Source organism: Wenzhouxiangella sp. XN79A (assembly GCF_012272825.1).
GTDB lineage: Bacteria > Pseudomonadota > Gammaproteobacteria > Xanthomonadales > Wenzhouxiangellaceae.
In genome coordinates, this window is record NZ_JAAWWS010000134.1 from 42,542 (window position 1) to 68,146 (window position 25,605).

27 protein-coding genes and 7 tRNA genes are annotated in these 25,605 nt (G+C 67.8%); 9 read left to right on the forward strand and 25 right to left on the reverse strand.

Annotation, left to right across the window (positions count from 1 at the left end; translation table 11 throughout):
- The first annotated feature begins 23 nt into the window (after window positions 1-23).
- A complete protein-coding gene (gene yhbY, locus HFP89_RS03475) occupies window positions 24-317 on the forward strand; it encodes a ribosome assembly RNA-binding protein YhbY (RefSeq protein WP_168716252.1) in 294 nt (97 codons plus the stop codon).
- An 11-nt stretch (window positions 318-328) separates the two neighbouring features.
- Entirely contained in the window at window positions 329-709 is a 381-nt protein-coding gene (locus HFP89_RS03480; protein ID WP_168716253.1) for an MTH938/NDUFAF3 family protein, read from the forward strand.
- A 4-nt stretch (window positions 710-713) separates the two neighbouring features.
- On the opposite strand, the gene HFP89_RS03485 is transcribed toward HFP89_RS03480, so the two are convergent.
- From HFP89_RS03485 to surE, 4 genes are read right to left on the reverse strand one after another with little or no spacing between them, the layout of a single operon-like run.
- Window positions 714-1,595, reverse strand: a complete 882-nt coding sequence (locus HFP89_RS03485) for a peptidoglycan DD-metalloendopeptidase family protein (RefSeq protein WP_346775182.1) — start codon at window positions 1,593-1,595, stop codon at window positions 714-716.
- Window positions 1,592-2,176 (reverse strand): YqaA family protein, encoded by a 585-nt coding sequence (locus tag HFP89_RS03490; protein ID WP_168716255.1) that lies wholly within the window; start codon window positions 2,174-2,176, stop codon window positions 1,592-1,594. The genes HFP89_RS03485 and HFP89_RS03490 overlap by 4 nt, the downstream gene beginning before the upstream one ends.
- Before the next feature lie 5 nt (window positions 2,177-2,181).
- The gene (locus HFP89_RS03495) at window positions 2,182-2,847 is read right to left on the reverse strand and encodes a protein-L-isoaspartate(D-aspartate) O-methyltransferase (RefSeq protein WP_168716256.1); all 666 of its coding nucleotides are present in this window, start codon (window positions 2,845-2,847) and stop codon (window positions 2,182-2,184) included.
- On the reverse strand, window positions 2,844-3,626 hold the full coding sequence (gene surE / locus HFP89_RS03500) for a 5'/3'-nucleotidase SurE (protein ID WP_168716257.1): 783 nt from the start codon (window positions 3,624-3,626) through the stop codon (window positions 2,844-2,846). The genes HFP89_RS03495 and surE overlap by 4 nt, the downstream gene beginning before the upstream one ends.
- A 139-nt stretch (window positions 3,627-3,765) precedes the next feature.
- Here surE and HFP89_RS03505 point away from each other — a divergent pair, with 139 nt between their 5' ends.
- On the forward strand, window positions 3,766-4,299 hold the full coding sequence (locus HFP89_RS03505; RefSeq protein ID WP_206212206.1) for a Smr/MutS family protein: 534 nt from the start codon (window positions 3,766-3,768) through the stop codon (window positions 4,297-4,299).
- Window positions 4,296-4,649 (forward strand): DUF3301 domain-containing protein, encoded by a 354-nt coding sequence (locus tag HFP89_RS03510; RefSeq protein ID WP_206212207.1) that lies wholly within the window; start codon window positions 4,296-4,298, stop codon window positions 4,647-4,649. Before HFP89_RS03505 ends, HFP89_RS03510 begins: the two co-directional genes overlap by 4 nt.
- Here HFP89_RS03510 and HFP89_RS03515 read toward each other — a convergent pair.
- Window positions 4,643-5,041: a globin gene (locus HFP89_RS03515; RefSeq protein ID WP_168716259.1), complete on the reverse strand. Its 399-nt coding sequence runs from the start codon at window positions 5,039-5,041 to the stop codon at window positions 4,643-4,645. The genes HFP89_RS03510 and HFP89_RS03515 overlap by 7 nt on opposite strands.
- A 140-nt stretch (window positions 5,042-5,181) precedes the next feature.
- Between HFP89_RS03515 and HFP89_RS03520 the strand changes: the two genes are divergently transcribed.
- A complete protein-coding gene (locus tag HFP89_RS03520) occupies window positions 5,182-5,979 on the forward strand; it encodes a sterol desaturase family protein (protein WP_168716260.1) in 798 nt (265 codons plus the stop codon).
- A 65-nt stretch (window positions 5,980-6,044) separates the two neighbouring features.
- On the opposite strand, the gene HFP89_RS03525 is transcribed toward HFP89_RS03520, so the two are convergent.
- The 13 genes from HFP89_RS03525 to HFP89_RS03585 all read right to left on the reverse strand — a co-directional run bounded on the left by HFP89_RS03525 (window position 6,045) and on the right by HFP89_RS03585 (window position 16,012).
- Window positions 6,045-7,946, reverse strand: a complete 1,902-nt coding sequence (locus tag HFP89_RS03525; protein ID WP_168716261.1) for a SurA N-terminal domain-containing protein — start codon at window positions 7,944-7,946, stop codon at window positions 6,045-6,047.
- Between the two features lie 130 nt (window positions 7,947-8,076).
- Window positions 8,077-8,153, reverse strand: a tRNA-Asp gene (locus HFP89_RS03530).
- 9 nt (window positions 8,154-8,162) lie between these two features.
- Window positions 8,163-8,238, reverse strand: a tRNA-Val gene (locus HFP89_RS03535).
- A gap of 15 nt (window positions 8,239-8,253) precedes the next feature.
- Window positions 8,254-8,526, reverse strand: a complete 273-nt coding sequence (locus HFP89_RS03540; protein ID WP_168716262.1) for an HU family DNA-binding protein — start codon at window positions 8,524-8,526, stop codon at window positions 8,254-8,256.
- 247 nt (window positions 8,527-8,773) lie between these two features.
- Window positions 8,774-11,194: an endopeptidase La gene (gene lon, locus HFP89_RS03545; protein WP_168716263.1), complete on the reverse strand. Its 2,421-nt coding sequence runs from the start codon at window positions 11,192-11,194 to the stop codon at window positions 8,774-8,776.
- A gap of 221 nt (window positions 11,195-11,415) precedes the next feature.
- Window positions 11,416-12,672 (reverse strand): ATP-dependent Clp protease ATP-binding subunit ClpX, encoded by a 1,257-nt coding sequence (clpX, locus tag HFP89_RS03550; RefSeq protein WP_168716264.1) that lies wholly within the window; start codon window positions 12,670-12,672, stop codon window positions 11,416-11,418.
- An 83-nt stretch (window positions 12,673-12,755) separates the two neighbouring features.
- Window positions 12,756-13,373 (reverse strand): ATP-dependent Clp endopeptidase proteolytic subunit ClpP, encoded by a 618-nt coding sequence (gene clpP / locus HFP89_RS03555; RefSeq protein ID WP_346775183.1) that lies wholly within the window; start codon window positions 13,371-13,373, stop codon window positions 12,756-12,758.
- Entirely contained in the window at window positions 13,370-14,647 is a 1,278-nt protein-coding gene (tig, locus tag HFP89_RS03560) for a trigger factor (protein WP_168716266.1), read from the reverse strand. The genes clpP and tig overlap by 4 nt, the downstream gene beginning before the upstream one ends.
- A 124-nt stretch (window positions 14,648-14,771) precedes the next feature.
- Window positions 14,772-14,847, reverse strand: a tRNA-Lys gene (locus HFP89_RS03565).
- A 40-nt stretch (window positions 14,848-14,887) separates the two neighbouring features.
- Window positions 14,888-14,962, reverse strand: a tRNA-His gene (locus tag HFP89_RS03570).
- 181 nt (window positions 14,963-15,143) lie between these two features.
- Window positions 15,144-15,220 (reverse strand) — tRNA-Arg (locus tag HFP89_RS03575).
- A gap of 132 nt (window positions 15,221-15,352) precedes the next feature.
- A tRNA-Pro gene (locus tag HFP89_RS03580) sits at window positions 15,353-15,429 on the reverse strand.
- Between the two features lie 37 nt (window positions 15,430-15,466).
- On the reverse strand, window positions 15,467-16,012 hold the full coding sequence (locus HFP89_RS03585; protein ID WP_168716267.1) for a gamma carbonic anhydrase family protein: 546 nt from the start codon (window positions 16,010-16,012) through the stop codon (window positions 15,467-15,469).
- Window positions 16,013-16,339: 327 nt separating this feature from the next.
- Between HFP89_RS03585 and argS the strand changes: the two genes are divergently transcribed.
- The 3 genes from argS to HFP89_RS03600 are packed head-to-tail and all read left to right on the forward strand — an operon-like array spanning window position 16,340 to window position 19,797.
- Window positions 16,340-18,100, forward strand: coding sequence for an arginine--tRNA ligase (gene argS, locus HFP89_RS03590; protein ID WP_168716268.1), 1,761 nt, complete (start codon window positions 16,340-16,342; stop codon window positions 18,098-18,100).
- Complete coding sequence (locus HFP89_RS03595; protein WP_168716269.1) at window positions 18,100-18,651, forward strand: SPOR domain-containing protein; 552 nt, start codon at window positions 18,100-18,102, stop codon at window positions 18,649-18,651. The genes argS and HFP89_RS03595 overlap by 1 nt, the downstream gene beginning before the upstream one ends.
- A gap of 21 nt (window positions 18,652-18,672) precedes the next feature.
- On the forward strand, window positions 18,673-19,797 hold the full coding sequence (locus HFP89_RS03600) for a patatin-like phospholipase family protein (RefSeq protein WP_206212208.1): 1,125 nt from the start codon (window positions 18,673-18,675) through the stop codon (window positions 19,795-19,797).
- Between the two features lie 719 nt (window positions 19,798-20,516).
- Here the strand turns inward: HFP89_RS03600 and HFP89_RS03605 are convergent.
- The 3 genes from HFP89_RS03605 to HFP89_RS03615 form a co-directional block, all read right to left on the reverse strand.
- Window positions 20,517-20,819 (reverse strand): DUF962 domain-containing protein, encoded by a 303-nt coding sequence (locus tag HFP89_RS03605; RefSeq protein ID WP_168716270.1) that lies wholly within the window; start codon window positions 20,817-20,819, stop codon window positions 20,517-20,519.
- Window positions 20,820-20,832: 13 nt separating this feature from the next.
- Complete coding sequence (locus tag HFP89_RS03610) at window positions 20,833-21,729, reverse strand: periplasmic heavy metal sensor (protein WP_168716271.1); 897 nt, start codon at window positions 21,727-21,729, stop codon at window positions 20,833-20,835.
- A 63-nt stretch (window positions 21,730-21,792) separates the two neighbouring features.
- Window positions 21,793-22,221 carry a MerC domain-containing protein gene (locus tag HFP89_RS03615; RefSeq protein ID WP_168716272.1) on the reverse strand — a complete coding sequence of 143 codons (429 nt, stop codon included), beginning with the start codon at window positions 22,219-22,221 and terminating at the stop codon, window positions 21,793-21,795.
- Window positions 22,222-22,397: 176 nt separating this feature from the next.
- Here HFP89_RS03615 and HFP89_RS03620 point away from each other — a divergent pair, with 176 nt between their 5' ends.
- On the forward strand, window positions 22,398-22,589 hold the full coding sequence (locus HFP89_RS03620; RefSeq protein WP_168716273.1) for a hypothetical protein: 192 nt from the start codon (window positions 22,398-22,400) through the stop codon (window positions 22,587-22,589).
- Window positions 22,590-22,721: 132 nt separating this feature from the next.
- Here HFP89_RS03620 and HFP89_RS03625 read toward each other — a convergent pair.
- The 4 genes from HFP89_RS03625 to HFP89_RS03640 all read right to left on the reverse strand — a co-directional run bounded on the left by HFP89_RS03625 (window position 22,722) and on the right by HFP89_RS03640 (window position 25,582).
- Window positions 22,722-22,797: transfer RNA gene (locus HFP89_RS03625), tRNA-Thr, on the reverse strand.
- 466 nt (window positions 22,798-23,263) lie between these two features.
- The gene (locus tag HFP89_RS03630) at window positions 23,264-23,887 is read right to left on the reverse strand and encodes an SPOR domain-containing protein (protein WP_168716274.1); all 624 of its coding nucleotides are present in this window, start codon (window positions 23,885-23,887) and stop codon (window positions 23,264-23,266) included.
- Window positions 23,887-24,639 carry a type III pantothenate kinase gene (locus tag HFP89_RS03635; RefSeq protein ID WP_168716275.1) on the reverse strand — a complete coding sequence of 251 codons (753 nt, stop codon included), beginning with the start codon at window positions 24,637-24,639 and terminating at the stop codon, window positions 23,887-23,889. Before HFP89_RS03635 ends, HFP89_RS03630 begins: the two co-directional genes overlap by 1 nt.
- Window positions 24,626-25,582, reverse strand: a complete 957-nt coding sequence (locus HFP89_RS03640) for a biotin--[acetyl-CoA-carboxylase] ligase (protein ID WP_168716276.1) — start codon at window positions 25,580-25,582, stop codon at window positions 24,626-24,628. Before HFP89_RS03640 ends, HFP89_RS03635 begins: the two co-directional genes overlap by 14 nt.
- Window positions 25,583-25,605 lie beyond the last annotated feature (23 nt).

Below are 25,605 nucleotides of genomic sequence, written 5' to 3' on the forward strand. Positions count from 1 at the left end.
CGTTCCGAGCCCGGATGACCACGATGAAACTGACCCGAACCCAGATCCGCCATCTTCGCGGCCTCTGCCACGCGCTGGACCCGGTCGTGATGGTCGCCGACAAGGGCCTGAGCGACAACGTGCGGGCCGAAGTCGAGCTGGCGCTGGACAGCCACGAGCTGATCAAGGTGAAGCTGCGCGGCGAACGCGACCAGCGCCAGGCCTGGGCCGACGACCTGGTCGCCACCACCGGGGCGGCCGCGGTCCAGCAGATCGGCCAGGTCCTGTGCCTGTACCGCCGCCACCCCGAGAATCCGCGAATCCAACTGCCCCGCTGACCTCACGTCCCATGCAGCTGACCGAGCACCGGCCGGACGGCCAGTACTACATCCATTCCCTGACCGACGATGCGATCCGGATCGTCGATACCCCGTGGCGCGAAAGCCTGCTGCTGACTCCGCAGCTCGCACCGACGGCCTGGCCGGTGACCGAGATCGGCGCCGTCGATCGCGACGCGGTCGCACCGATCCTCGAACTCCGCCCCGACGTGGTGCTGCTGGCCTCCGGGCGACAGCTGGCGTTTCCGCCGCGCGAGGTCCAGGTCGCCTTTCTCGAGGCCGGTATCGGGCTGGAAGTGATGACGCTGGAATCGGCCGCCCGCACCTTCAACGTACTGGCCAGCGAAGAACGCCGGGTGCTGGCCGCGCTGATCTGGGAACCGGCGAACTGACCGCTCAGCGCTGCGGCAGGTAGCCGATCGGGTCGACCGGCTGGCCGTCGCGGCGGATCTCGAAGTGCAGCACCGGTTCATCGCGCTCGTTGCGGCCGAGCGTGGCGATCTGCTGCCCGGCCCGCACCGCTTCGCCCTCGCCGACCGCGCGCTCGCGGTTGTGGGCATAGGCCGAGAGCATGCGGTCGTTGTGCTTGATGATGATCAGCTCGCCGTAGCCGATCAGGCCGTTGCCGCTGTAGACCACCGTGCCCCCGGCCGCCGCGCGGACCGGCTGCCCGGGCGTGCCTGCAATCAGGATGCCTTTCCGGGTATCGCCCGGATTGAATCCGCGAGCGACCGTACCGGCGGTCGGCCAGCGCCAGTCGACGCCGGCCACGCTGCGGGTCGCAGCGGTCGGGATCGGCGCGGTGCTGCCCGCCGCGCTCGGCGGCGCCGCGCGGGGTCGGGGTGCCGGCTCGCTGCGGGGCCGGGGTTCGGCCGGGGGTCGCGATGCCGCGGCGCGTGATTCCGGTTCGGGCTCGGCGGCAGGTTCCGGCGGGGCCGTCGGACGACGGGTCGGCGGTGGCGCGGTCCGGGCCGGCGCGCTCGGTGGCGAGGCCGGCCGACGCAGCGCGATCGGCTGGCCGACCCGGATCGTGTACGGCTCGGAAATGCCGTTCCAGCGCGCCACCTGGCGCCAGTCCAGGCCGTAGCGGAAGGCGATCGAATACAGCGTGTCGCCGCGCACCACTCGATAGACCGTGGGCGCTGGCGCAGGCGGCGGCGCGCTACGGTTCTGCGGCCGCTGGTCCGGCATCAGCGGGCCCGGCGCACCGCAGCCGGACAGCAGCGCCACCCCGGCCAGCAGCAGCACCGCGACGCGCCGGCGCCGGGCGCTGCTCACCCCCGGACTCCGAGGATCACGCCGGCAACGACGGCGATGCCGACCACCAGCCAGCCCAGCGCGTCGACCCATTCGCGCAGCTGGTCGGCCATGCGCACACCGCCGGCGCGGATCAGGCCGGCGACCAGGAAGAACCGGGCCCCGCGGCCGATCACGCACCCGAGCACGAAGGCCGGCAGCGGCATCAGCAACGCGCCGCCGGCAATGGTGATGATCTTGAACGGGATCGGCGTGAAGCCGGCCACGATGACGAACGCGATGCCCCAGGTCTCGAACATCTCGACTGCACGGGCGTACTCTTCGACGTAGCCGACCCGCTCGACCAGCGGAAACACCAGGTCCAGCGCCAGCCAGCCGATCAGGTACCCGGCCAGCCCGCCGAGGACCGAGGTGACGGTGGTCAGCAGGGCCAGCGACCAGGCTTCGTCCCGGCGCGCCAGCACCATCGGCGCGAGCATGACGTCGGGCGGAATCGGAAAGAACACCGACTCGGCAAAGCTCAGCGCGCCCAGGTAGCGACGGGCATGGCGGTGACGGGACCAGGTCAGGACCCGGTCGTAGATGGGGCGGAACAGGCGCATCCGGCTCAGTCCAGCCCCTCGAGCAGCGGCACGAAGCTGACCGCGCCGAGGGTTTCGCGCTCCAGGCCGTCCGCGGTGCGCACGACCCGCTCCAGGTGCTGCACCTTGCCCGGCTCGCCGACCGGGGCGACCAGTACGCCGCCCTCGGCCAGTTGCTCGTAGAGCGTGTCGGGCACCTGCCCGCCGGCCGTGACCAGGATGGCGTCGAACGGCGCCTGGCTGGGCCAGCCGTCGCGGCCGTCGAGGTGGCGAACGAAGACCTTGTGGAGCTTCAGCCGATGCAGCCGCTGCTTGGCCTGGCGGGCCAGCTCGCCGATCCGCTCGGTGGTGAACACCTGGTCGGCCAGCTGGGCCAGGATCGCGGCCTGGTATCCGGAGCCGGTGCCGACCTCGAGCACCTTGCCCAGGCGCGGACCGGTCAGCACCGCTTCGGTCATCCGCGCCACCACCAGCGGCTGTGAAATGGTCTGTCCGCGACCGATCGGCAGCGCGCTGTTCTCGTAGGCGCGCGACGACAGCGCCTCGTCGACGAACAGGTGGCGCGGCGTGCGGGCGATGACCTCGAGCACCGTCTCGTTGACGATACCCTCGGCCCGAAGCTGGTCGATCAGCCGACGCCGGGTGCGTTCCGACGTCATACCGATCCCCCGGACCAGCGACTCGGCGTTCATTGCTCGTCGTCCTCGGCCCGGGGATCGATCCGGGCCACCCACTGCCCGACCGGATCGAGGGCCTGGTAGCGGGTCAGGTCGACGTGGATCGGCGTGACCGAGACGTAGCCGCGCCGGATCGCATTGAAATCGGTGCCCGGACCGTTGTCCTCCTCGTCGCCGGGGGCGCCGATCCAGAAGAACCGCCGACCGCGCGGATCCTCCAGCGGGATCACGTCCTCGGAACGGTGGCGATGGCCGAGCCGGGTCGTCTCGAAGCCGCGGATCTCGTCCCAGGGCAGGTCCGGGACGTTGACGTTCAGGATGGTGTCGGCCGGCAGCGGTTCTTCGAACAAGCGGCGCATCAGCATCTTGGCGGCCCGGGCAGCGCTGGCGTAGTGTCGGGCCCGGCCGCCGTCGTAGACCAGCGAGACCGCCATCGCCGGCAGGCCGAGGAAGCGGCCTTCCATCGCTGCGGCCACGGTACCGGAGTACAGCACGTCGTCGCCGAGGTTGCCGCCGTTGTTGATGCCCGAGATCACCATGTCCGGGTCCTTTTCGAGCAGACCGGTGATGCCGATGTGGACGCAGTCGGTGGGCGTGCCGAAGATCTTGTAGATCCGGTCGTCGCGCTTCTCGACGCGGATCGGACGATCGAGCGTCAGCGAGTTGCTGGCGCCGGACCGGTCGCGGTCCGGCGCAACGATCGTGACGTGGTCGACGTGGCGGCCGATCTGGTCGGCCAGCATGCGGATGCCGGTCGCGTCGAGACCGTCATCGTTGCTGATCAGGATATGCATGAAGGCGTGGGGCCTCGTGTTGTCGGAACGGTTTTGACGGAGCGCTGTCCGTGGAGCCGTCACTATAATGGATCACCCGGCTCGCATTTCGGCCGAACGTCATCCCAGGCGTGTCCCCGCGACACCGAAGAGGCCCCCGATGAGCGACGATTCCGACGATTTCCGCGCATTCCGCGACGCGATCGGACCCGTTCGCCGGATCCGCACCGAACGCGCCGAATCACGTCCCGCGCCGGCTCGCCCTCATCCCCGCATGCGCGAGCACGACGAGGCCCGGGTGCTCGACGAACTCGCCGAGGCGGCCCCGGGGGTGGAGCTGCTCGAGACCGGCGAAGAACTGCAGTGGCTGCGGCCCGGGCTGCAACGCCGCGTGCTGGTTCGACTGCGCCGCGGCCACTGGCAGGTCCAGGACGAGATCGACCTGCACCAGATGAACGTCGAGGCGGCGACCCGGTCGATCCGGCTGTTTCTCGACGAAGCGCTGACCGCCGGCCGCTCCTGCGTGAAGATCATCCACGGCAAGGGCCTGCGCTCCGGCCCGGCCGGACCGCGCCTGAAGTCCGTGACCGCGCGCATCCTCAGCCGTCATCCGCGGGTGCTGGCGTTCACCGCCGCGCGGCCCGGCGACGGCGGCAGCGGCGCGACCTACGTGCTGCTCGGACAACGCCGGTGAACGGCTCGCCCGAGGCCGTCATTCCGCTGATGCTCGTGCTCGGTGCGGTGGCGCTGTGGTGGGCCGGCGCGGTGGCCGCGCGCGATCGGGCGATTGCTGCGGCGCGCGGACTGTGCCGTGAGCAGGGATGGCAACTGCTGGACGAAACCGTTGCGCTGAACCGGCTGCGGCCGGTGCGCGGTGAGCGCGGCCTGCTGCTGGAACGCCGCTACCGCTTCGAGTTCAGCACCGACGGCGGCGAACGCAGCGTCGGCGGGCTGAACCTCCGCGGCCCGAACGTGACGCTGCGCTGGGCCGAAACGCCCGAGGGACGGCTGATCGAACAGCGCCTCGGGCGCGGTCGTCAGTAGCGGTCGATGAAGAACCGGCAGGTAACCTCGAGCGCGTCGCGCCAGGCGGCCTCGAGCTTCGGCGTGAGCTTCGGGTCGTGCTCACGGACCGATTCCATCAGGCTGTCCATCCAGTAGGTGTAGTAGTCCGGCGGAACCGGGGCGCGGCCACGGCGCGAATGCACTTCGGCCATCTGACCCATCATCCCCTGGACGATGTTGCTGCCGCCGGCGAAGGTCAGCGCCGCGGAGATGCCGCGCCGCAACGCCTTCTGCTGCTGGGGCCAATCGGTATGCGCGAACATCTGCTCCACTCTGGGATCCTTGCCCTGGAGACGCTGGTAGAAACCGGTGATGAAGTTCCTGTCGCGGAGGCAGCGGCCGTAGCTGGCCTGGATCGGTTCGGTGTTCATGAATGGCCCTGGCGGTTTCGGAACCCCGATCATGCCGAGCGTGCGACCGCGAAATATTGCGTCAGGTCAAACGGCGGCCACGTGACGACTCCGACACCGCGCGTGGCCTACACTAGCCCGAGCCCGCCATCGAACGACCCATGCTCTCCCAGATTCCGCCGCTGTCCCTGCTCGTGACCTTTCTCGGTCTGACCGCCATCATCGCGCTGCGCTACGCCCTGATTTCCGGCCTGTTCTACTGGTTGCTCTGGGGACGCCCGCCGGAGAAGGTCCACGCCATCAAGCTGATGCACGGCCAGCCCGCACCGGGCTCGGTCGGGCGCGAGATCCGCTGGTCGCTCTGGTCGTCGTTCATCTACGCCGCGCCGGCCGCGGTCGTGATCGAGCTGTGGAAGCTCGGCGGCACGGCGGTCTACACCGACCTGGCGGCCTTTCCTGTCTGGTACGTCCCGGTCAGCATCTTCCTCTATCTGTTCCTGCACGACACCTATTTCTACTGGACCCACCGGATCATGCACCACCGGAAGATCTTTCCCGTCGTGCACCGCGTCCACCACGAGTCGCGACCGCCGACGCCGTGGGCGGCATTCTCGTTCCACCCGTGGGAATCGGTGGTCGGCGCGCTGTTCCTGCCGCTGCTGGCCCTGGTGCTGCCGATCCACGTCGGCGCTGCGCTGTTCATTCTGACGCTGATGACGCTGGCCGCTGTGCTCAACCACTCGGGCTGGGAAATCCTGCCGACCTGGTGGCTGAAGAGCTGGCCCGGCCGCAACCTGATCACGGCCGCCCATCACGATCTGCACCACAAGAACCCGCGCACCAACTACGGCCTGTACTTCCGCTGGTGGGACAAGTGGATGGGAACCGACCGGATGGAAAACGAGTACGCGTTCCTGAACACGAACGCGGCGCCTTCCGAAGAAGGCGCCGCGCCCTGAAGCCCGGCCCGCGGCCGACCTGAACCCGCTCCGGGCCTCGGACGGCGACCGCTCACTTCAACCGATCATTCCAGGCGATCGTCGGCCACGATGATCTCGGTGTTGGCGCGCAGCCAGGCCAGCAGGCCCTGCACTTCGCGGCCGGTCCAGGCAAACCGGAGCTGCTGGCGGGCGTTGGTTCGCTGGGCGTCGTCGGCACTGGCCGGATCGCCCGGCGTGACCCCCCTCAGGGCAACCAGGGTCCAGCCCTGACCGCGATCGATCAACTCGTATCGGGTCTCGCCGTCGACCGGCTCGAGCATGCGGAAGATGCCCTCGCGGACCGCGCCGCCGAGATCGAAGTCGCGCCGCGTGACGGTGCGCTCCTCGAGTTCCAGCGACTCGGCCTCGGCCACTTCGGCCAGCGTGGCCTCGCCGGAGCGAACCCGCTCGATCAGCGTTTCGCCGTATTCACGCGCTGCCTCCTGGGCAGCTTCGCCGGCCAGCCGCTGGCGGATTTCGTCCGCGACCAGCGCCAGTTCGCGCGGCGTCGACGGCCGGTGCTCGGTGACTCGGACGACCACGGCATGGTTGTCGCCGACTTCGATCGGCTCACTGGCCTGGCGCTCGATCAGGACCAGGTCGGAGAAGGCGGCATCGAGCACGGCCGGGTCGGCCAGCACACCTTCGGCCGAAAACCGCGAGAACGGACCTGCGGTGCGAAGCTCGAGGCCGAGGTCCTCGGCGATCGCTGCGAGACCGGTCGGGTCGGCGTAGACCAGGTCGATGAGGCGTTCGCTGAGTTCGAAGTACAGATCCTCGGCGCGTTCGGCGCGCAGTTCCTCGGCAATCTGATCACGCGCTTCGTCGAAGGTCTGCCCGCGCGGCTCACGGACCTCGTCGAGACGGATCAGGTGCCAGCCGAACTCCGAGCGGACCGGATCGGAAATGTCGCCCGGCGCCATCGAGAACAGCACCTCGTCGAACGCGTCGTCGATGATGCCCGGCTCGAGCCAGCCCAGGTTGCCGCCATCGGCGGCCGACACCGGATCGTCGGACAGCTCTTCGGCCAGCGTGGCGAAGTCCTCTCCGGCCGCCAGCCGCTCACGGACCGACGTGGCCAGCGACTCGGCCTCGGCCTCGCTGCGCGCGTCCCCCACGTTGATCAGGATGTGCGCTGCGCGCCGCTCCTCGGCGGTCATGAAGCGGGCCTTGACCGCCTCGTAGCGATCGCGAAGCTCATCCTCGTCGAGCTCCTCGTCGGCCACCATCGCCGGCGTTTCGAGCTCGATGTACTCGACGGCGATTTCCTCGGGCCGCATGAACTGATCGCTGTTTTCCTCGTAGTACGTCGCGATGGCCTCCTCGGTGACGGCATCGGGATCGCGATACGAGGCGCTGTCGATGTCCAGCAAGGCCACTTCGCGCGCCTGCTGCTGGATCCGCAGCCAGTCGTCGACGGCTGCGTCACTGACGAACGACGAAGCGGAAACCGCCGCAGGCAGCTCCTGAAGCAGCAGGTCGCGCCGCAGCTCCTGCTCGAAGCGCTGGATCGACTGGCCACTGGCCTGGAGCCGCTGCCGATAGATTTCAGGGTCGAACCGGCCGTTGATCTGGAACGCCGGAACGCCGCGGATCACTTCCAGCAGCGTCGCCGGGCTGATCGTCAGACCCAGTTCCTGGGCATAACCGGCCAGCAGGCGCTGGTCGATCATCTGCTCGAGGTACTCGCGACGACGCTCCGGCCGGTTGACTTCGATATCGTTGTAGTTCTCACCGAGCTGGTCGCGCAGCTGTGCGCGATAGCGCGCGAACTCGGTCTGGAACTCGGTGATGGTGATGGTCTGATCGCCGACTTCGGCAATCACGTCCTGCGGCACGTCGCGGATGTAGCTGTCGACCCCGAAGAACAGGAACGGGACGGCCAGCAGGCCGAGGATGATGAAGGCGACGACGCCGGTGACCCGGTCGCGGATGGCTTGAAGCATGGACGAATGACCCCGTGTAGCGGCAGCGATTGCGTTTGACGGTTCCGGTTGACGACTTCGGATTCAGGATGTCGGTTCGGATGTCCGGATAAAAAAACGGGGCGCCGATGTCGGCGCCCCGGGTCGTATTTGGCGGAGTGGACGGGACTCGAACCCGCGACCCCCGGCGTGACAGGCCGGTATTCTAACCAACTGAACTACCACTCCTTGAACTGCTGGTGGGTGCTGACGGGCTCGAACCGCCGACCCTCGCCTTGTAAGGGCGATGCTCTTCCAGCTGAGCTAAGCACCCGGGACGCTGAACTGCTTATTTTATCGCGTCCTTGAAGCCTTTACCAGCCTTGAAGGACGGCGTCTTCGAGGCCTTGATCTTGATCGTTTCACCCGTCGCCGGGTTGCGACCGGTGCGAGCAGCGCGCTTCTTCACCGAAAAGGTGCCGAAGCCGACCAGGGAGACCGTGTCGCCCTTCTTCAGGGCCTTGGTGACGGCGGCGATCATGCCGTCCAGAGCGCGACCGGCATCTGCCTTGGAGATGTCTGCCTGCTCCGCGATCGAATCAACGAGTTCCGATTTGTTCATAGTGATACGTACTCCAGTTATTCGTTATCCAGCGTGTCATCCCCTTGGTACGGTGGGCAACCGGATGTCCCCGTCGCTCCCGTTCCGGGCCCGCCACGCGTCGATGGTATATCACGCTGGAGACCGCATCAACCAAGGCGTTTCGGTTCGACCGGGCGCTATCGTGGTCGATCCGACGAACTGTTTCGGCGTTTCAAAGCGCCGAAACGACAATTATATCCAAAAAATCGGCGCGTGGTCTACGAAATCAGTGCGGACGAACCGTCTTTTCCGCATCGTCGCTGCCGCTGGACGAGGCGGCCAGCGGCTCACCGGCCGGCTGTTCGACCAGCGCGATGTCGAGCACTTCGTCGATCCACTCCACCGGCCGGATATCCAGGTCCTTCTTGATCCGATCGGGAATCTCGGCCAGATCCTTCTCGTTTTCCTTCGGAATCAGAACGATACGAATTCCGCCCCGCAACGCGGCCAGCAGCTTCTCCTTCAGCCCGCCGATCGGTAGCACGCGGCCGCGCAGCGTGATCTCGCCAGTCATCGCCACGTCGGCGCGCACGGGCACGCTGGTCAGCACCGAAACCAGCGCCGTGACCATCGCGATCCCGGCCGACGGGCCGTCCTTCGGCGTCGCGCCTTCGGGTACGTGGACGTGCAGATCCTTCTTCTGGTGGAACTCCGGGTCCAGCCCCAGCGCTTCGGTCCGCGAACGGACCACCGACAGCGCGGCCTGGATCGACTCCTGCATCACGTTGCCGAGCTGCCCGGTCTGGGTCAGCTTGCCCTTGCCGGGCACCGCGCTGGCCTCGATCTGCAGCAATTCACCGCCGACCTCGGTCCAGGCCAGGCCGGTAACCTGGCCGATCTCGTTGCGCTCCTCGGCCCGGCCGAACCGGTGCCGGCGAACGCCGAGGTACTTGTCGAGGTTGCGCGTGGTGACCTGGCGCTTGTCGAGCTTCCTGTCGAGGCTCAGCTCCTTGACCACCTTGCGGCAGATCTTGGCCAGCTCGCGCTCGACGTTCCGGACCCCCGCCTCACGGGTGTAGTAGCGGATGATATCGGTGATCGCGGTGTCGCTGACCGACAGCTCCTCGTCCTTCAGGCCGTGCTGCTCCATCTGTTTCGGCAGCAGATAGCGCCGCGCGATGTTGAGCTTCTCGTCCTCGGTGTAGCCCGGAATCCGGATGATTTCCATCCGGTCGAGCAGCGGCGCCGGGATGTTCAGCGAGTTCGCGGTGGCCAGGAACATCACCTCCGACAGGTCGTAGTCGACTTCGAGGTAGTGGTCCGAGAAGGTGCTGTTCTGTTCCGGATCGAGGACCTCGAGCAGCGCCGAGGAGGGGTCGCCACGGAAGTCCATGCTCATCTTGTCCAGCTCGTCGAGCATGAACAGCGGATTGCGGTTGCCGACCTTGGCCATGTTCTGGACGACCCGGCCCGGCATCGAGCCGATGTAGGTTCGACGGTGGCCGCGGATCTCGGCCTCGTCGCGCACGCCGCCGAGGCTCATGCGGATGAACTCACGGCCGGTCGCCCGGGCGATCGAGCGACCCAGCGAAGTCTTGCCGACGCCCGGCGGCCCGACCAGGCACAGGATCGGACCGCGGAGTTTCTTGACCCGCTGCTGGACGGCCAGGTACTCGAGGATGCGCTCCTTCACCCGCTCGAGCCCGTAGTGATCGGACTCGAGGATGTCCTCGGCCTTCTTCAGGTCGTGCCGGACCCGGCTGCGCTTCTTCCAGGGAACCGCCAGCATCCAGTCGAGGTAGTTCCGAACCACGGTCGCCTCGGCCGACATCGGCGACATCATCTTGAGCTTGTTGAATTCGCTCTGCGCCTTTTCCAGCGCTTCTTTCGGCATGCCGGCCTCTTCGATCTGCTTTTCGAGATCGCCGAGGTCGTTGCCGGATTCGTCGAGATCACCCAGCTCCTTCTGGATGGCCTTCATCTGTTCGTTCAGGTAGTACTCGCGCTGGCTCTTCTCCATCTGGGTCTTGACCCGGCCCCGGATCCGTTTTTCCAGCTTGAGCACGTCGATCTCGCCCTCGATGAGCGCCATCAGCTGCTCGATCCGCTGGCGCAGGTCGGAGGTTTCCAGGACCCGCTGCTTGTCCTCGATCCGGATGCCCAGGTGGGCGGCGATCGTATCGGCCTGGCGACTGACGTCGTTGATGCCGGCCAGCGTGGTCAGCAGCTCGGCCGGAATCTTCCGGCTGAGCTTGACGTACTGCTCGAACAGGCTCAGCAGGCTGCGGGCGGCGACGTCGACCGTCGCCTCGTCGTCCTCGCTGACCGCCGGCATCGCGGTCCAGCGGCCGGCCAGGTAGCCCGGATCCTCGTCCAGCGAATCGATGTGCACGCGCTCCACACCCTCGACCAGCACCTTGGTGGTGCCGTCGGGCAGGCGCAGCATCTGGAGAATGGTCGCGAGGGTGCCGAAGTCGTAGAGATCCTCGGCGGATGGCTCCTCGGTTTCCGGACTCTTCTGGGTGATCAGCAGGATCCGCTTGTCGACGTTCATCGCCTCGTCGAGCGCCTTGACCGAGCGCTCGCGGCCGACGAACAGCGGAATGACCATGTGCGGGTAGACCACGACGTCGCGCAGGCTGAGCACCGGCGTGGGCTGCCGGGTCGATTCGAGCGACGGGGTGTCCGGGGTGGTGGACGAAGCCATGGAGTCCTCGGGGCGCAGTCGCGCCGTCAGCAGTTCAGGAAGTACGCTTGTATATTGGCACACCGCCGGTTCGATTCAAGAACGAAGGCAGGCGGTCGGAGGGCAGCACCGGCGCATGCCCGAAGCCGGAGTCCGGCCGCGGAGGGCTGCTCCGGGTCTTCATCCGATGAGGGGGATCGGCGGAGCCAAGCGCAGGCCGCGACCTGCGCGAGCCGGCGGGCTCAGGAATCGCCGGAAGCGCGCTTGTTGCTCTCGTAGATCACGTACGGATCGGATTCGCCGTTGATCACGGCCTCGTCGACGACGATCTTGGCGACGTTTTCCATCGACGGCAGCTCGTACATGCTGTCGAGCAGCACATTTTCCATGATGGTGCGAAGGCCGCGGGCGCCGGTCTTGCGATCCATCGCCCGACGCGCAATGGCGTGCAGCGCGTCTTCGCGGACTTCCAGCTCGCAGCCTTCCATGTCGAACAGCTTGTTGAACTGTTTGATCACGGCATTCTTCGGCTCGACCAGGATGCGCACCAGCGCCTCTTCGTCGAGTTCACGCAACGTGGCCACGACCGGCAGGCGGCCGACGAACTCGGGGATCAGTCCGTACCGGATCAGGTCTTCCGGCTCGACGGTGGCGACCAGTTCCGACGGGTTGAAGTCGCTCTTGCCCTTGACCTGGGCCCGGAAGCCGATTCCGGCCGCCTCGGAGCGGTCCTGGATGACCCGGTCGAGACCGGCGAAGGCACCGCCGCAGACGAACAGGATGTTGCGGGTGTCGACCTGCAGGAATTCCTGCTGCGGGTGTTTGCGGCCACCCTGGGGCGGGACCGAGGCCATGGTGCCCTCGATCAGTTTCAGCAGCGCCTGCTGGACGCCCTCACCGGAGACATCGCGGGTGATCGAGGGGTTCTCGGCCTTGCGCGAGATCTTGTCGATCTCGTCGATGTAGACGATCCCGGTCTGCGCCTTCTCGACGTCGTAGTCGCACTTCTGGAGCAGCTTCTGGATGATGTTCTCGACGTCCTCGCCCACGTAACCGGCCTCGGTCAGCGTCGTTGCGTCGGCGATCGTGAACGGCACGTTGAGCATCCGCGCCAGCGTCTCGGCCAGCAGGGTCTTGCCCGAACCGGTCGGGCCGATCAGCAGGATGTTGCTCTTGGCCAGCTCGACGTCGTCGCGGTGCTTGTGGGACTCCAGCCGCTTGTAGTGGTTGTAGACGGCCACCGAGAGAACCCGCTTGGCCTGCGGCTGCCCGATGACGTATTCATCGAGGAAGGAGTGGATTTCCTTCGGCGTCGGCAGCTGCTCGCGCTCGCTGAGACTGGCCTCCTCGAGCTCCTCGCGGATGATGTCGTTGCACAACTCGACACACTCGTCGCAGATGTAGACGCTGGGCCCGGCGATCAGCTTGCGCACCTCGTGCTGGCTCTTGCCGCAGAAGGAGCAGTACAGGACCTTGTTGTCGCTCGACGATTCGCTCATGACACCTTTCCGGAACGTTCGCGTGCATGGTACCCGAAAACTCCGGGGCCGGAGTCAACGGGCGCCGACACGAAGCGAGCCGGTCAGTCGGCCTTGACCTCGGCGTCGCGACGCTCGAGCACGTGATCGATCAGGCCGTAGTCGGCCGCTTCGGCGGCGCTCATGAACTTGTCGCGATCGGTGTCGCGCTCGATGGTCTCCAGCGGCTGACCGGTGTGATGCTGAAGGATCCGGTTGAGCTGGTCCTTCATCTTCAGGATCTCGCGGGCGTGGATATCGATGTCCGAGGCCTGGCCGGAGAACCCGCCGAGCGGCTGGTGGATCATGACCCGCGAATGCGGCAGGGCGTAGCGCTTGTCCCTGGCGCCGGCGGCCAGCAGCAGCGCGCCCATGCTGGCGGCCTGGCCGACGCACATGGTCGAGACGTCCGGCTTGACGAACTGCATGGTGTCGTAGATGGCCATGCCGGCGGTGACCGAGCCACCCGGGGAGTTGATGTAGACGTTGATGTCCTTTTCCGGGTTCTCGCTTTCCAGGTACAGCAGCTGGGCGACGATCAGGTTGGCCGAGTAATCCTCGATCGGGCCGACGATGAAGATCACGCGTTCCTTCAGCAGGCGCGAGTAGATGTCGTAGGCGCGTTCGCCCCGGGCCGACTGTTCGACGACCATCGGGACCAGGTTCAGGGCCTTCTCGTTCACGATTCCATCAGCTCCTTGAAGCTCATCGATCTTTCGGTGACCTTCGCATTGTCCAGCACCCATTCCACGACCTGCTCTTCGAGCACCAGGTTGCGCACCTGGTCGGTCAGCTGCGGGTTGGACCGGTAGAGTTCGACGACCTGCGCGGGGTTCTCGTAGGTGTCGGCGATATCGGCGATGTGCTGCTCGACCCGGGCCTCATCGATGTCCAGGTCGTGCTGGCGGGCGATCTCGGCCAGCAGGAAGCCCAGACGGACGCGGCGTTCGGCGCCCGGACGCAGCTGCTCGTCCGGGATCGCCACGTCCTGGCCGTACTGCTGCTTGAGCTGCGCGCGCATCTGGCCCAGCTCCTGCCGGATCGCGGTCTCGGGCAGGCTGAATTCCTTGTATTCCTCGGCCAGGCCATTGGTCACGACCTGCTTGAGCCGGTTGGTCCGGGCCTGGCGCAGCTCGCGCTCGAGGTTGCGGCGCACGTCGGCGCGCATCTGCTCCAGGCCGCCCTCGACGCCGAAGCTCCTGGCAAACTCGTCGTCGGCATCGGGCAGGTCCGAGGTCTGGACGGCCAGCACATCGATCGTCACATCGGCGGTCCGACCGGCCAGCGACGAATCGCGGAAATCCTCGGGAAAGCTCAGCTCGACGGTCTTCTCGTCGCCGACCTCGACGCCGGTCAGCGCGTCCTCGAAGCCCTCGAACAGCGCGCCGCCGCCGATCACCGGCTGCACGGTCCGGCTGCCGCTCTCGGGAATGCGCTCGCCGTCGACCTCGGCATGGAACTCGATCCTGACCCGGTCGCCCGATGCCGACGCACGGCCGGCATCCTTCCATTCGCGGCGCTGTTCGCGCAGGGTCTGGATCATGTCGTCGACATCGGTCTCCTCGATCTCGACCAGCGGGCGCTCGATCTCGAGCCCGGAAACTTCGATGTCCGGCAGCTCGGGGAACACCTCGACTTCGGCGGTGAACGTGAAGGTCGCCTCGGCGTCGTCGCCGGGCTGGATGCTCGACACCCCCGCCACGCGCAGCTCCTGCTGCTGGATCGCGTCCTGCAGGCTCGACTGCATGACCTGCTGCAGCACTTCCTCGCGCACCTGCTGGCCGTATCGCTGCTTGACCACGTTCATCGGCACCTTGCCGGGACGAAAGCCCTTCAGGCGCACGGAGCGGCGCAGTTCATTGAGTCGGCCGGACACCTGGCCATCGATCGAGTCGGCCGGCAGTTCGACCACCAGCTTGCGGCCGAGATCACCGGTCTTTTCTACGGATACCTGCATGGGAAGCGTTCTCTGAAGGACGTTGTCGGGTGCGTTGATGTCGAAAAGCCACCGGTGCCCCGCCTGACCGTCCCGATGGGTCGATGACCCCGGTTGCGGATCCGCCGGACTCCGGTGGCCGGATTGGTGGGCCGTGTAGGACTCGAACCTACAACCAATGGATTAAGAGTCCACTGCTCTACCAATTGAGCTAACGGCCCTGCATTGTCCGCGCGTTGCCCGACCGCAGCCGGGCGAAAATGGGGTGGACGATGGGATTTGAACCCACGACCGCTGGAGCCACAATCCAGTGCTCTACCCCTGAGCTACGCCCACCATCGTACGCGCGTCGGCCCGATGCCTCGGGCCCGTGCTCCGGAGCGTTCCGACCGGACGATCGCATCATCGATCGTTCGCGTCGAAACGGCCGAACCTGCATAGTCTAACCGCTCGCCGTGCCGTTCGGCGCGACATCGCCTCCGGCGACCCCGGCATCGATCCGGGGACCAGGAGACGCTGGCGCGCCTGGCAGGACTCGAACCTGCAACCGCCGGCTTAGAAGGCCGATGCTCTATCCAGTTGAGCTACAGGCGCATTCGACTCGGCGCTGCCGCACGTTCCCTCGGCCACGGTCGATCGGGTCATCGATCAGGCAATCGAGTCGACACCGATTGCAGGATCGATCCCGCGACCGCGAGCGGTCCTGACCGCCGGGGCTCGCGAAACTGGTCGGGGCGGCAGGATTCGAACCTGCGACCTACTGCTCCCAAAGCAGTTGCGCTACCAGGCTGCGCTACACCCCGGCGAGCCGCCTAGTATCGCCGATCCGAAACGAGCTCGTCAAGCGCCTTCGGCCTCGAGGTAGGCGTCCTTGAGGCGCACATAATGCGCCGCCGAATAGCGCAGCAGGTCGATCTCCTCGCCGGTCAACGGCCGGGCCGGACGGGCCGGGCGCCCGCGGTACAGCCAGCCGGACTCCAGCCGCTTGCCGGGCGCCACCAGGCTGCCGGCGCCGATCATCACGTCCGGCTCCACCACCGCGCCGTCGAGCACCAGGGCGCCCATGCCGACCAGGCAGCGATCGCCGATGGTGCAGGCGTGCAGTACGGCGGCGTGCCCCACCGTGACGTCCTCGCCGACCACCAGCGGGTAGCCGCCCGGCACCTGCGGTCCGTCGTGGGTGACGTGACAGACGGTGTTGTCCTGGATGTTGCTGCGCGACCCGATCTCGATCCGGTGGACGTCGCCGCGCAGGACCACCCCGGGCCAGACCGAAACGTCGTCGCCGAGGCGTACCCGGCCGATCACGGTCGCGGCCGGATCGATCCAGGTCCGTCGACCCAGTTCGGGCGTTGCACCCCGGAACGCACGAAGTGTGTGGCTCATCACAGAATCCTCGTTGTCGCTTCGCGGCCCCGGCCGCGGTTATGCACAGTGTCACACGATCTTCAAGAAACAGCGCCTTGCCCGTCGGACCGAATACTTCAGGTCATGGAGTTTCCACAACTTCATGATTTGCATGTAAATACCGGATGTGGCCGGTTTTTGGTCAAATCGGTCAGCGGGCCAAGCCTGCGCCCGATGCGGCGATTCCGGAAGGCTTGCACACAACGTTATCCACAGGTTCTGTGGAAAAGCCATCGGCCCCATCACCGCGAGGCGGCTGGCTACAATAGCGCACACTCGTTCACCGCGGTCAGTCCGACCGATGCCATGCGCGCTCACATCGAAGAACTCATCCATCAGGCCCTCGGGTACCTGAAGCGCGACGGCGACCTGCCGCGCGATATCGAACCGGCCTTCCAGATCGACCGGCCCCGCGACCCGAGCCACGGCGACTACGCCTGCAACGTCGCGCTGGTGCTGGCCAAGGCGGCCGGCCGCAAGCCGCGCGAGATCGCCGAGGCGGTCGCGGCGCGCTTGCCCGACTCCAAGCGCATCGCCCGGGTCGAGATCGCCGGACCCGGGTTCCTGAACTTCCACGCCAGCGACCATCACCTGCGTTGCGTGGTTCGCGAAGCGCTGGCCGACGGCCCGGCCTTCGGGCACCAGCCAGCCGGCCGACGCGGTGACGTGCTGGCCGAGTTCGTCAGTGCCAACCCGACCGGACCGCTGCATGTCGGCCACGGCCGCGGCGCGGCCTACGGGGCGTCGGTCTCGGCGGTGCTTGAGGCCGCCGGCCACGTCGTGAAACGCGAGTACTACGTCAACGACTACGGCCGCCAGATGGACATCCTGGCCGTGTCGGTCTGGTTGCGCTATCTCGAGCTGTGCGGCGAGAAGCCGCGCTTTCCCGACAACGGCTACCGCGGCGAGTACATCTACGACATCGCCCGCCAGGTCCGCAGCCGCCACGGTGACGACCTGCGTTTCTCCGGCGCCACGGTGGCCGAGGGGCTGCCGGCCGACGAGAGCGAGGGCGGGGACAAGGAAAAGCACATCGACGCGCTGGTCCAGCGCGCCCGCGACCTGCTCGGCGAGGACGGCTACGAGGCCTGTTTCCAGACCGCACTGGAAACCATGCTCGACGATATCCGCGGCGACCTCGAGGACTTCGGCGTGGTGTTCGATCGCTGGTTCTCCGAGCGCGAACTCGAGCGCTCCGGCGCGCTGGAACGGGCCATCGCGAAACTCGACGCCGGCGGCTGGCTGTACGAAGAGCAGGGCGCGAAGTGGTTCAAGTCCTCCGAACTCGGCGATGACAAGGACCGCGTCGTGGTCCGCGAGAACGGGCGGACGACCTACTTCGCCTCCGACGTGGCCTACATGCTCGACAAGCTCGAGCGCTGCTCGGGCCAGCTGCTCTACATCTTCGGCGCCGACCACCACGGCTACGTACCGCGCCTGAAGGCGGCCGCGCGCGGGCTCGGCGAGAATCCCGATCGGCTCGAATTCCAGCTGGTCCAGTTCGCGGTGCTGTACCGCGGCGGCGAGAAGATCCAGATGTCGACCCGCTCCGGCGAGTTCACCACGCTGCGCGACCTGCGCGAAGAGGTCGGCAGCGACGCTGCCCGTTACTTCTACGTGATGCGTTCGCACGACCAGCACCTGGATTTCGACCTCGACCTGGCCAAGTCGCGCGCCAACGAGAACCCGGTCTACTACATCCAGTACGCGCATGCCCGCATCCACAGCATCTTCCGGCAGCTCGAGGGCAAGGGCTACAAGCACAACGCCTCGATCGGCGACGCCGCGCTGAAGCGCCTGACCGAGCCGCAGGAGCGGGCGCTGATGCAGGCCATCGGCCGCTGGCCCGAAGTCATCGATTCGGCCGCCCGCCGACGCGCCCCGCACGACCTGGCCCACGCCCTGCACGAACTGGCCTCGATGTTCCATACCTGTTACAACGCCGTGCCGGTGCTGGTCGACGACGAGGACCTGCGCAACGCCCGGTTGAACCTGGCCCGTGCCGTGGCCGAGGTTCTGGCCGGCGGCCTGAAGCTGATCGGCGTTTCGGCCCCGGAGCAGATGTAATGGTGCGCAAGCAGGCACGACGCGGCTCCGGCTCGGCCGGCGGCCACCTGGCCAGCTTCATCGCCGGCCTGGCCTGCGGCCTGGGCCTGGCCCTGCTGGCCTGGATGGGCGGCTACCTGCCGCGTGGCGACGAGACCCCGTCCGGCCTGCCCAGCGGCCGTGATGAGCCGCCGATCATCGACGCCCCAGGCACGGAGGCCCGAGATCGCCAGTACGACTTCTTCACCGTGCTGCCGGAAATGGAAGTGGTCGTGCCGCGCGAGGAAATCGAGCAGCGCGCCCGCGAGAACCCCGAGCAGCCGGCCACGCCGACCGGCGGTTCCTACGTGATCCAGGCCGGCTCGTTCCGCAGTTCCGGCGATGCCGAGGCGCTCAAGGCCCAGCTCGCCCTGCTCGGCCTGATCGCACGGGTCCAGGAAGTCAGCGTCGACGATACGACCTGGTACCGCGTACGCCTCGGCCCGTACGACACCGCCCGTGCCGCCGACCAGGCCCGACGCCAGCTGCAGGACAACGGCTTCGACGCCATGGTCATGAGCGGCGGGGGCTGAAGCCTCACCTGCCCTGCAGCCTTGACCGACCGCCCCGCCAAGCCCGCCCTGATGCTGCCCGGCGGCGGCGCCCGCGGAGCGTACCAGGTCGGCGTGGTCAAGGCCCTGGCCGAGTACCTGCCGGGCCCGGCGTCTCCGTTCCCGATCATTGCCGGCATCTCGGCCGGGAGCATCAACGCCGCGGTGCTGGCCAGCCACGCCGGCGACCTTGCTCACGGCGCGGCACGGCTCGAGGGCTTCTGGGGCAACTTCCGCTGCAACCACATCTATCGCACCGGCTGGTGGCACAACCTGACCAGCGGACTGCACTGGCTGGCGGCGATGACGCTGGGCGGTCTCGGCGTGGACAACCCTCGATCGTTGCTCGACAACGCCCCGCTGGGCGAACTGCTGACCCGCGAACTGCGCACCGACGGCATCCGCGATGCGATCGACGCCGGCCTGCTCGACGCGCTGCTGATCACCGCGGCGGGCTATTCGACCTCGCGTGCGGTCACCTTCTTCCAGGGTCGCGACGACATCGACGAGTGGACCTTGTATCGCCGGGCCGGACAGCGCACGACCATCGGCCCCGAGCACCTGCTGGCCAGCGCCGCGCTGCCGCTGCTGTTCCCGGCGCGACGGATCGGCCAGGAGTTCTACGGTGACGGCGGCATGCGCCACACCACCCCGCTGAGCCCGCCGATCCACATGGGCGCCGACCGGATCGTCATCATCGGCACCCGCGACGCGGCCCAGGATCCGGAACCGCCGACCTGCCCCGAGTACCCCTCGCTCGGCGAAATCGGCGGCTACCTGCTCGACGTGATCTTCATGGACTACCTGACCAACGACCTGGCCCGGCTGCAGCGGATCAACCACACGCTGTCGCTGATGACCGAGGAGCAGCGTTCGCAGACCGAGTTACGACCGGTGAAGACCGTGCTGATCCAGCCCAGTCGCGACGTCCGCGAAGTCGCCACCCGCCACATGCACCGCATCCCGGCCAGCGTCAAGACCCTGCTCCGCGGCATCGGCGCCTGGGGCCCGGGCCGCCTGCCCAGCTACCTGCTGTTCGAAGCCGAATTCTGTCGCGAACTCATCGACCTGGGTTACCGCGACGGCCTCGCTGCCCGGGACGAAGTGCAGGCGGTGATGGGGCGTTAGCAGGGCTCATGTCCCCGTCCTCTGGATGATCGGCGCAAGGAGGACCACGGGACGAAGACCGCAAGGAAGAAAAAGCCATGAAGCAGGGAACCCGCTCGAGGTCGGCACTTCGGCCATCCGAATCGGCGCTCCAGTGCACAGCGGCCTGCCCGTTCCCGGGGTGGGAGAGGAAAACCCGCGTTTCCGGTTCTCCAGCAGGAATCGGATTTTCCTCGCGTTCTTCGCCCCTTGATCCTCTTCGCGTTGATCAGCTAGTGGGCCATGCGGATCGTTCGGTAACGCTCAGAGCCGCTGTGCCGGTGCGAATCAAGGCGCGTTTCGCAGGGAATGGCCGCTCCCTTGCCGGGAAACGCAACGCCGAGTCGTGCCGGCACACTGACTCCCGAAGCGCCGTCGCACCCGCACCGAAGGCTGCGTTCCGCTCGCTCGACGGCCCGGCAAGGACGCCTGCACTCGCGCGCCTTGCATACGACGCGGGTGCGACGGCCGAGCGTCACCTCATTTGCCGCATGGCCCACTAGCCCGCATTGTTCATGAATGCGCTCGCGCCCTTGCCTGGTCCTTGTCCGCACAGCGAATCGTCCTCGCTCGGAAATACAGCAGGGTCTTCCGCTCGGTCGGAAAATCCCCTGTGCGAACAATTCCCGGCGCAATCATCGCGGCGATTCATGAACAATGCGGGCTGGAGATGGAGGCCCGAACCAGAAAAGAAGCCCGGATCAGATACGAACGCGGCCGCGGAGGATGTCGTAGAACATGACCCAGTCGCCGGCCAGGCTGTAGAACGGGTATCGGAAGGTTGCCGGCCGGTTCTTCTCGAATACGAAGTGGCCGATCCAGGCGAAGCCGTAGCCGGCCAGCGGCATGGCCAGCAGCCACCACGGCGAGACGACGATGCCGGCGATCAGCGCGGCGATCACCAGCCAGGTGCCGATGAAATGCAGCAGCCGGCAGCGGCGGTCGGCGTGTTCGTCGAGGTAGTAGGGGTAGAACTCGCGGAAGCTGGAAAACGATCGGCTCATTCGAAGACTCCGGTCAGAGGTCGCCACCCCAGCCCACGGCCTGCTCGCGCAGCACCGGCGCAAGGTGGCCGATCAGGCCGAGCTGGTCGTCGGTCAGCACCTCGCGGATCTGCAGCGTGACGTCGACGCGCAGCAGGACCAGAATCTCGAACAGATCGGCCCGGGCCTGCAGCGCCGCGCCGATGGCCGCCTCATCGCGCGGTGTCGTGCGGGCCACTTCGCCGAGCGCCTGGCGGTTGGCGGCCAGGTCGGCGGCCAGGCCGAGAAACTCGCCAACCGCGGCCTCGACGATCGCGCGGACCGCCGCGCGCTGCTCCGGCGTCAGCCCCATCGCGGCGGCGGCGTCGGTCATCGCATCGCCGGTCTTCGGCCCGCCGCGCTGCAGCGCGGTCCGGCTCATCATGATGCGCTCGGCGGTCGCGCCGACCTGCCCCATCCACTCGGTCAGTCGATCGCGGATCAGCGCGCGAAGCTCGTCGAGCAACAGCAGCTGCGATTCGTCCAGCACGGCGCGGACGGCGATGATCGTGTCGATTTCCAGCCCGGTCAGCTCGGCCGCCGCCCGGCCCTGGGCCTCGGCCAGGCGCTCGATGCGGTCGGTGTCGACCGGCTGCGCCTGCAGCGCGTCGTCGATCTCCGCGCGACGCAGGACGATCGGCTCGAACCGGCCGGCCAGGTCATCGGCGGCTCGCATCAGGATCACGCCGACCTGGACCTGCTGGGCCGGGGTCAGCTGGAATTCTTCGGCCAGCGCGCGAACCTCGTCGACGAACTCGCTCAGCGCGGCCGCGTCGGGCCCGCTCGGCGAAGCCGCGGGCACGGCACGGAACTCGGCGGTCCGGGCGTCGACCCGTTGCGCGCCGACCAGCGCGAAGGCAAGGATCAGGAGAACAAGCAGGGCGAATCGCATCGGGGACCCTCCCGGATCGGAGTCACGAAATCGAACGTCGATCCCGAAAATACCACGCCGGGTTCAGCGCCGGCCAGTGCCTCGACTCTTCAGGTTCAGCAGGTGGCCGATGATCAGCAGGACGCCGCCGACCGACGTGACCGCGGCGATGCCCAGCGGCGGCAGCGCGTGCTGAAGCTCCAACAGCAGCGCCAGCACCAGGAAGCCCAGGCCCAGCGCGGCGGGAATCCAGATTCGCGGATTGCGGTGTTTCAGGTAGCCCAGCGTGTAGGCCAGCCCGCTGACCGGAAGAATCACCGCCAGCAGCACCACATGGAAGACCTCGTGGGACAGGAACCCGGCCGACAGCGACGGCGCGACCACCAGCAGAACCGGCAGTGCCAGGCACTGCAGCAGACAGAACGCGGACACGCCGATGCCGAGCCGGTCCAGCCAGGTGACGGGCAGGTCGGCCTTCTCGGCAGTGCGTTGCTGATTCAGTACGGCGGCCATGGGGTGGGCTCGGTGGATTCAAATGCAATGATATAACATTTTTGTGGCCGGCTGCGGGCGGCTGAACGGGGCGGTCGCTGAAGCCGGTCCGGGCACGAGGCAGGCGGTCGCGGAGCGGCTCGGTTCCAAGCCGTTGTCGCGTCGGAGGGGGCGAATCCCGAAAGTAGCCAACGAAGGTGGCCGAACGCGGCAGGGTGAGCGAAGCAGGAATGGTGCCGGCTGAGGGATGGCTGTCGCTGCGCGCCAGCGAACTCGCGGCGGAGCCGCTCGCTTCGAACCGTTCATTCGTCGGGGGTTCGAATCGTGCCCATGCCGAAGGTCGCGGTAAACCGAAACAACGGATTCAAATGAACGATGGTGCCGGCTGAGGGATGGCTGTCGCTGCGCGCCAGCGAACTCGCGGCTGCGCCGCTCGGTTCGAACCGTTCATTCGTCGGGGGTTCGAATCGTGCCCATGCCGAAGGTCGCGGTAAACCGAAACAACGGATTCAAATGAACGATGGTGCCGGCTGAGGGATTCGAACCCCCGACCCTCTGATTACAAATCAGATGCTCTACCACCTGAGCTAAGCCGGCGTCTTCCGGGAAGATTCTGAATTGTATCGGACACCAGGATGGCTGTCGCTGCGCGCCAGCGAGCTCGCGGCAGCGCCGCTCGGTTCGAACCCGGGACCCGCCGCTTGCCGTGACAATCGACAGATCGGATGCTCTAGCCACTGAGCCAAGGCATTTGGCCGCACACGGACTTGCTTCCAGTGTACCCCGCCACTCATTGTGTGACGTATGGCGTGCGCCTGAATCGACAGGGCAAGGCGCGGCCCGCAGTGAAGGGCCGGCCCTTGACAAGGGACGCAAGGCCGCACTGTCGGTTCGGGCGCGCTCCTCGAAGGGCGAGCCGGAGAGCCTTCATCCGCGGCGTTCCGTCGCCTGGAAGGACGCTGCCATTCCCTGCCAGACCGGCCTTGCAGCCAGACGCTCTCCGACTCGCGAGACGGTACACAACGAGTGGCGAGGGACGCAGGGGTCTGGACCAAACGCTCACTCAGAAACACGGAATCGCGAAATGTTTCGCACCGGGGCTGGAGCGCAGGATGAAGCGCCAGGGGGAGCGTTCGCCGGGGTCGATGCGGTAGTCGAGCCAGAACTGGGGGATGTCTTCACGGCGCACCGCGAGCTGGGCGTCGAAGCCCATGGATCGAATCCGGGCCAGGCGGGCGCGGGCGTTCTCGCGGCGTTCGAACAGGCCCAGCGAGACGGCGTCGGGCAGGTCCTCGTCGGCGACGACGAAATAATCTTCGACACCCCGGCTGGCCAGTTCCTGGGCCAGCTCGATGGCACTGGAGCGGCTGGGGGCCGCGACGAAGACCCACCAGCCGCGATCACGGTCGGCCTCGGTGCGTCGCGGCCGGATTTCGCTGGCGAAGGGGCGCAGGCGATCCTCGGCGCGGCTCTGCTGGACCAGCGTGGCGAACGGACCGATCGTGAAACAGCGCGGGCCCTGCGCCTGGCTTTCCTGCCAGTCCAGCGCAATCAGTTCCAGCTGGGGAATGTCGGGATCGGCGACCGGCGGCGGCAACCGGGGCGCCGGCGGGGGCTGCATCTGCCCGAGCACCAGCAGCGCCAGGTTCACCACCACCAGCAGCACCGCGGCAATGCGCCACGCCATCATCGCTCGGGGTCCATCCGCGTCACGGCAAGCGCCAGTCCGTGCAGCACCAGGTCGGGCTGCAGTTCATCGATCTCCAGCGCGGATTGTACCGCCGCGGCCCCGCCCCCGGTCAGCACCACCCGGGGACGGGTGCCCAGGTCCCGCGTGCCGGCCTCGATCGCCCGGTCCAGCGCCCCGACCTGCTGCAGCACCAGCCCGCGCTCCAGCGCCAGGGCGGTGGTCAGGGCCGGGGCATCGAATCGTTCGACCGGCTGCCGCGGGCGCTCGAGGCCGGACGCGCGCTCCAGCAGGCCGCTGCGGGCCGCCTCGGGCCCGGGCAGGATCCAGCCGCCGCGGTGGCGACCCTCGGCATCGACCAGGTCCACCGTGGTGGCCGTGCCGACGTCGATGACGCACAGCGGGTCTGGCCGTTGCCGCCAGGCGGCATTGAACGCCAGCCAGCGATCGACGCCCAGCGTCGCGTAGCCGGGCGCGACGTCCAGCCGCGGCGCACCGAGGGCGATGCGGACCAGGGTCGCACCGGTGGCGGCCACGGCGTCGACCAGCGGCCGCACCGTCGCGTCGGGCGGCACGGCGGCCAGCACGATCGACGCGACCGCTTCGGCGGCCACCCGGTCCGGGAACGCCTCGGCGGTCGTCGTGTGCGCGTGGCCGAGCGTGCCGCCGGGCCGCAGTTCGGCCCACTTGACGCGGCTATGCCCCAGGTCGGCCAGCCAGCGCGGAGACGGGCTTCGTTCAGACGCGGGCACGGAGACTCACCTCCCCGGCAGCGAGCTCTTCGCGGCCGGCATCGGTCCGCAGCCACAGCCCGCCGCGTTCGCTGACGCCGTCGGCCACGCCGTGGCGCACACCGCCGGTCCCGTGGACATCGACCGCCCGCCCGGCCAGCACGTCGCGCGCCGCCCAGGCCTCGGCGAACGGCGCGAAGCCGAGCTTCTCGAAGCGTTCGCAGGCCGCGTCCAGCGATGTGACCAGCGCCGCGGCCAGTTCGTTGCGACGGTCCGGCGCCACGCCGAGCGCGGCCAGGTCGGTGACCGGCTGGTCGATCCCGGCCCGGGCGGGCTCGGGCAGCCAGACGTTGATGCCGACGCCGACGACCACCGAACACGGGCCGTCCACGCTGCCCTGCAGTTCGACCAGCAGGCCGCCCAGCTTGGCCCCGCCGGCGACCAGGTCGTTCGGCCATTTCAGTCCGACCCCTGAAACGCCCTGCCCGGCCAGCGCCTCGGCGCAGGCCAGGCCGGCAACCAGGCTCAGCGGACCGAGCCGCGGCAGGCCGACCTCGAAGCGGAACCCGAAGCTCAGCGCCATTGCGCCGCCGGGCGGCGCGATCCACGACCGACCCCGACGGCCCCGCCCGGCCTGCTGCCATTCGGCCAGCACCGCGCGCCGATGGCCGAAACCTCCGCCGGCGAGCTCGGCGTTGGTCGACGCACAGCGCTCCAGCACATCGAGTTCGATCCCGGCCGGAACCGCGGCCGCGATCCGCTCGGCCGACAACAGGGCGATCGGCCGGGCCAGCCGATACCCGCATGCGGGGTCGGACTCGATCGGCAATGCCGCGCCGCGCAGGACTTCGACCTGCTTCCAGATCGCGGCACGGCTGACGCCGAGGGCATCGGACAGCGCCGGGCCACCGTGCCACCGGCCGTCGGCCAGCCGAGCCAGGAGATGCAGGGCGGGATCGTTCATCGGGGGCAGGACCGTCGCGGGCC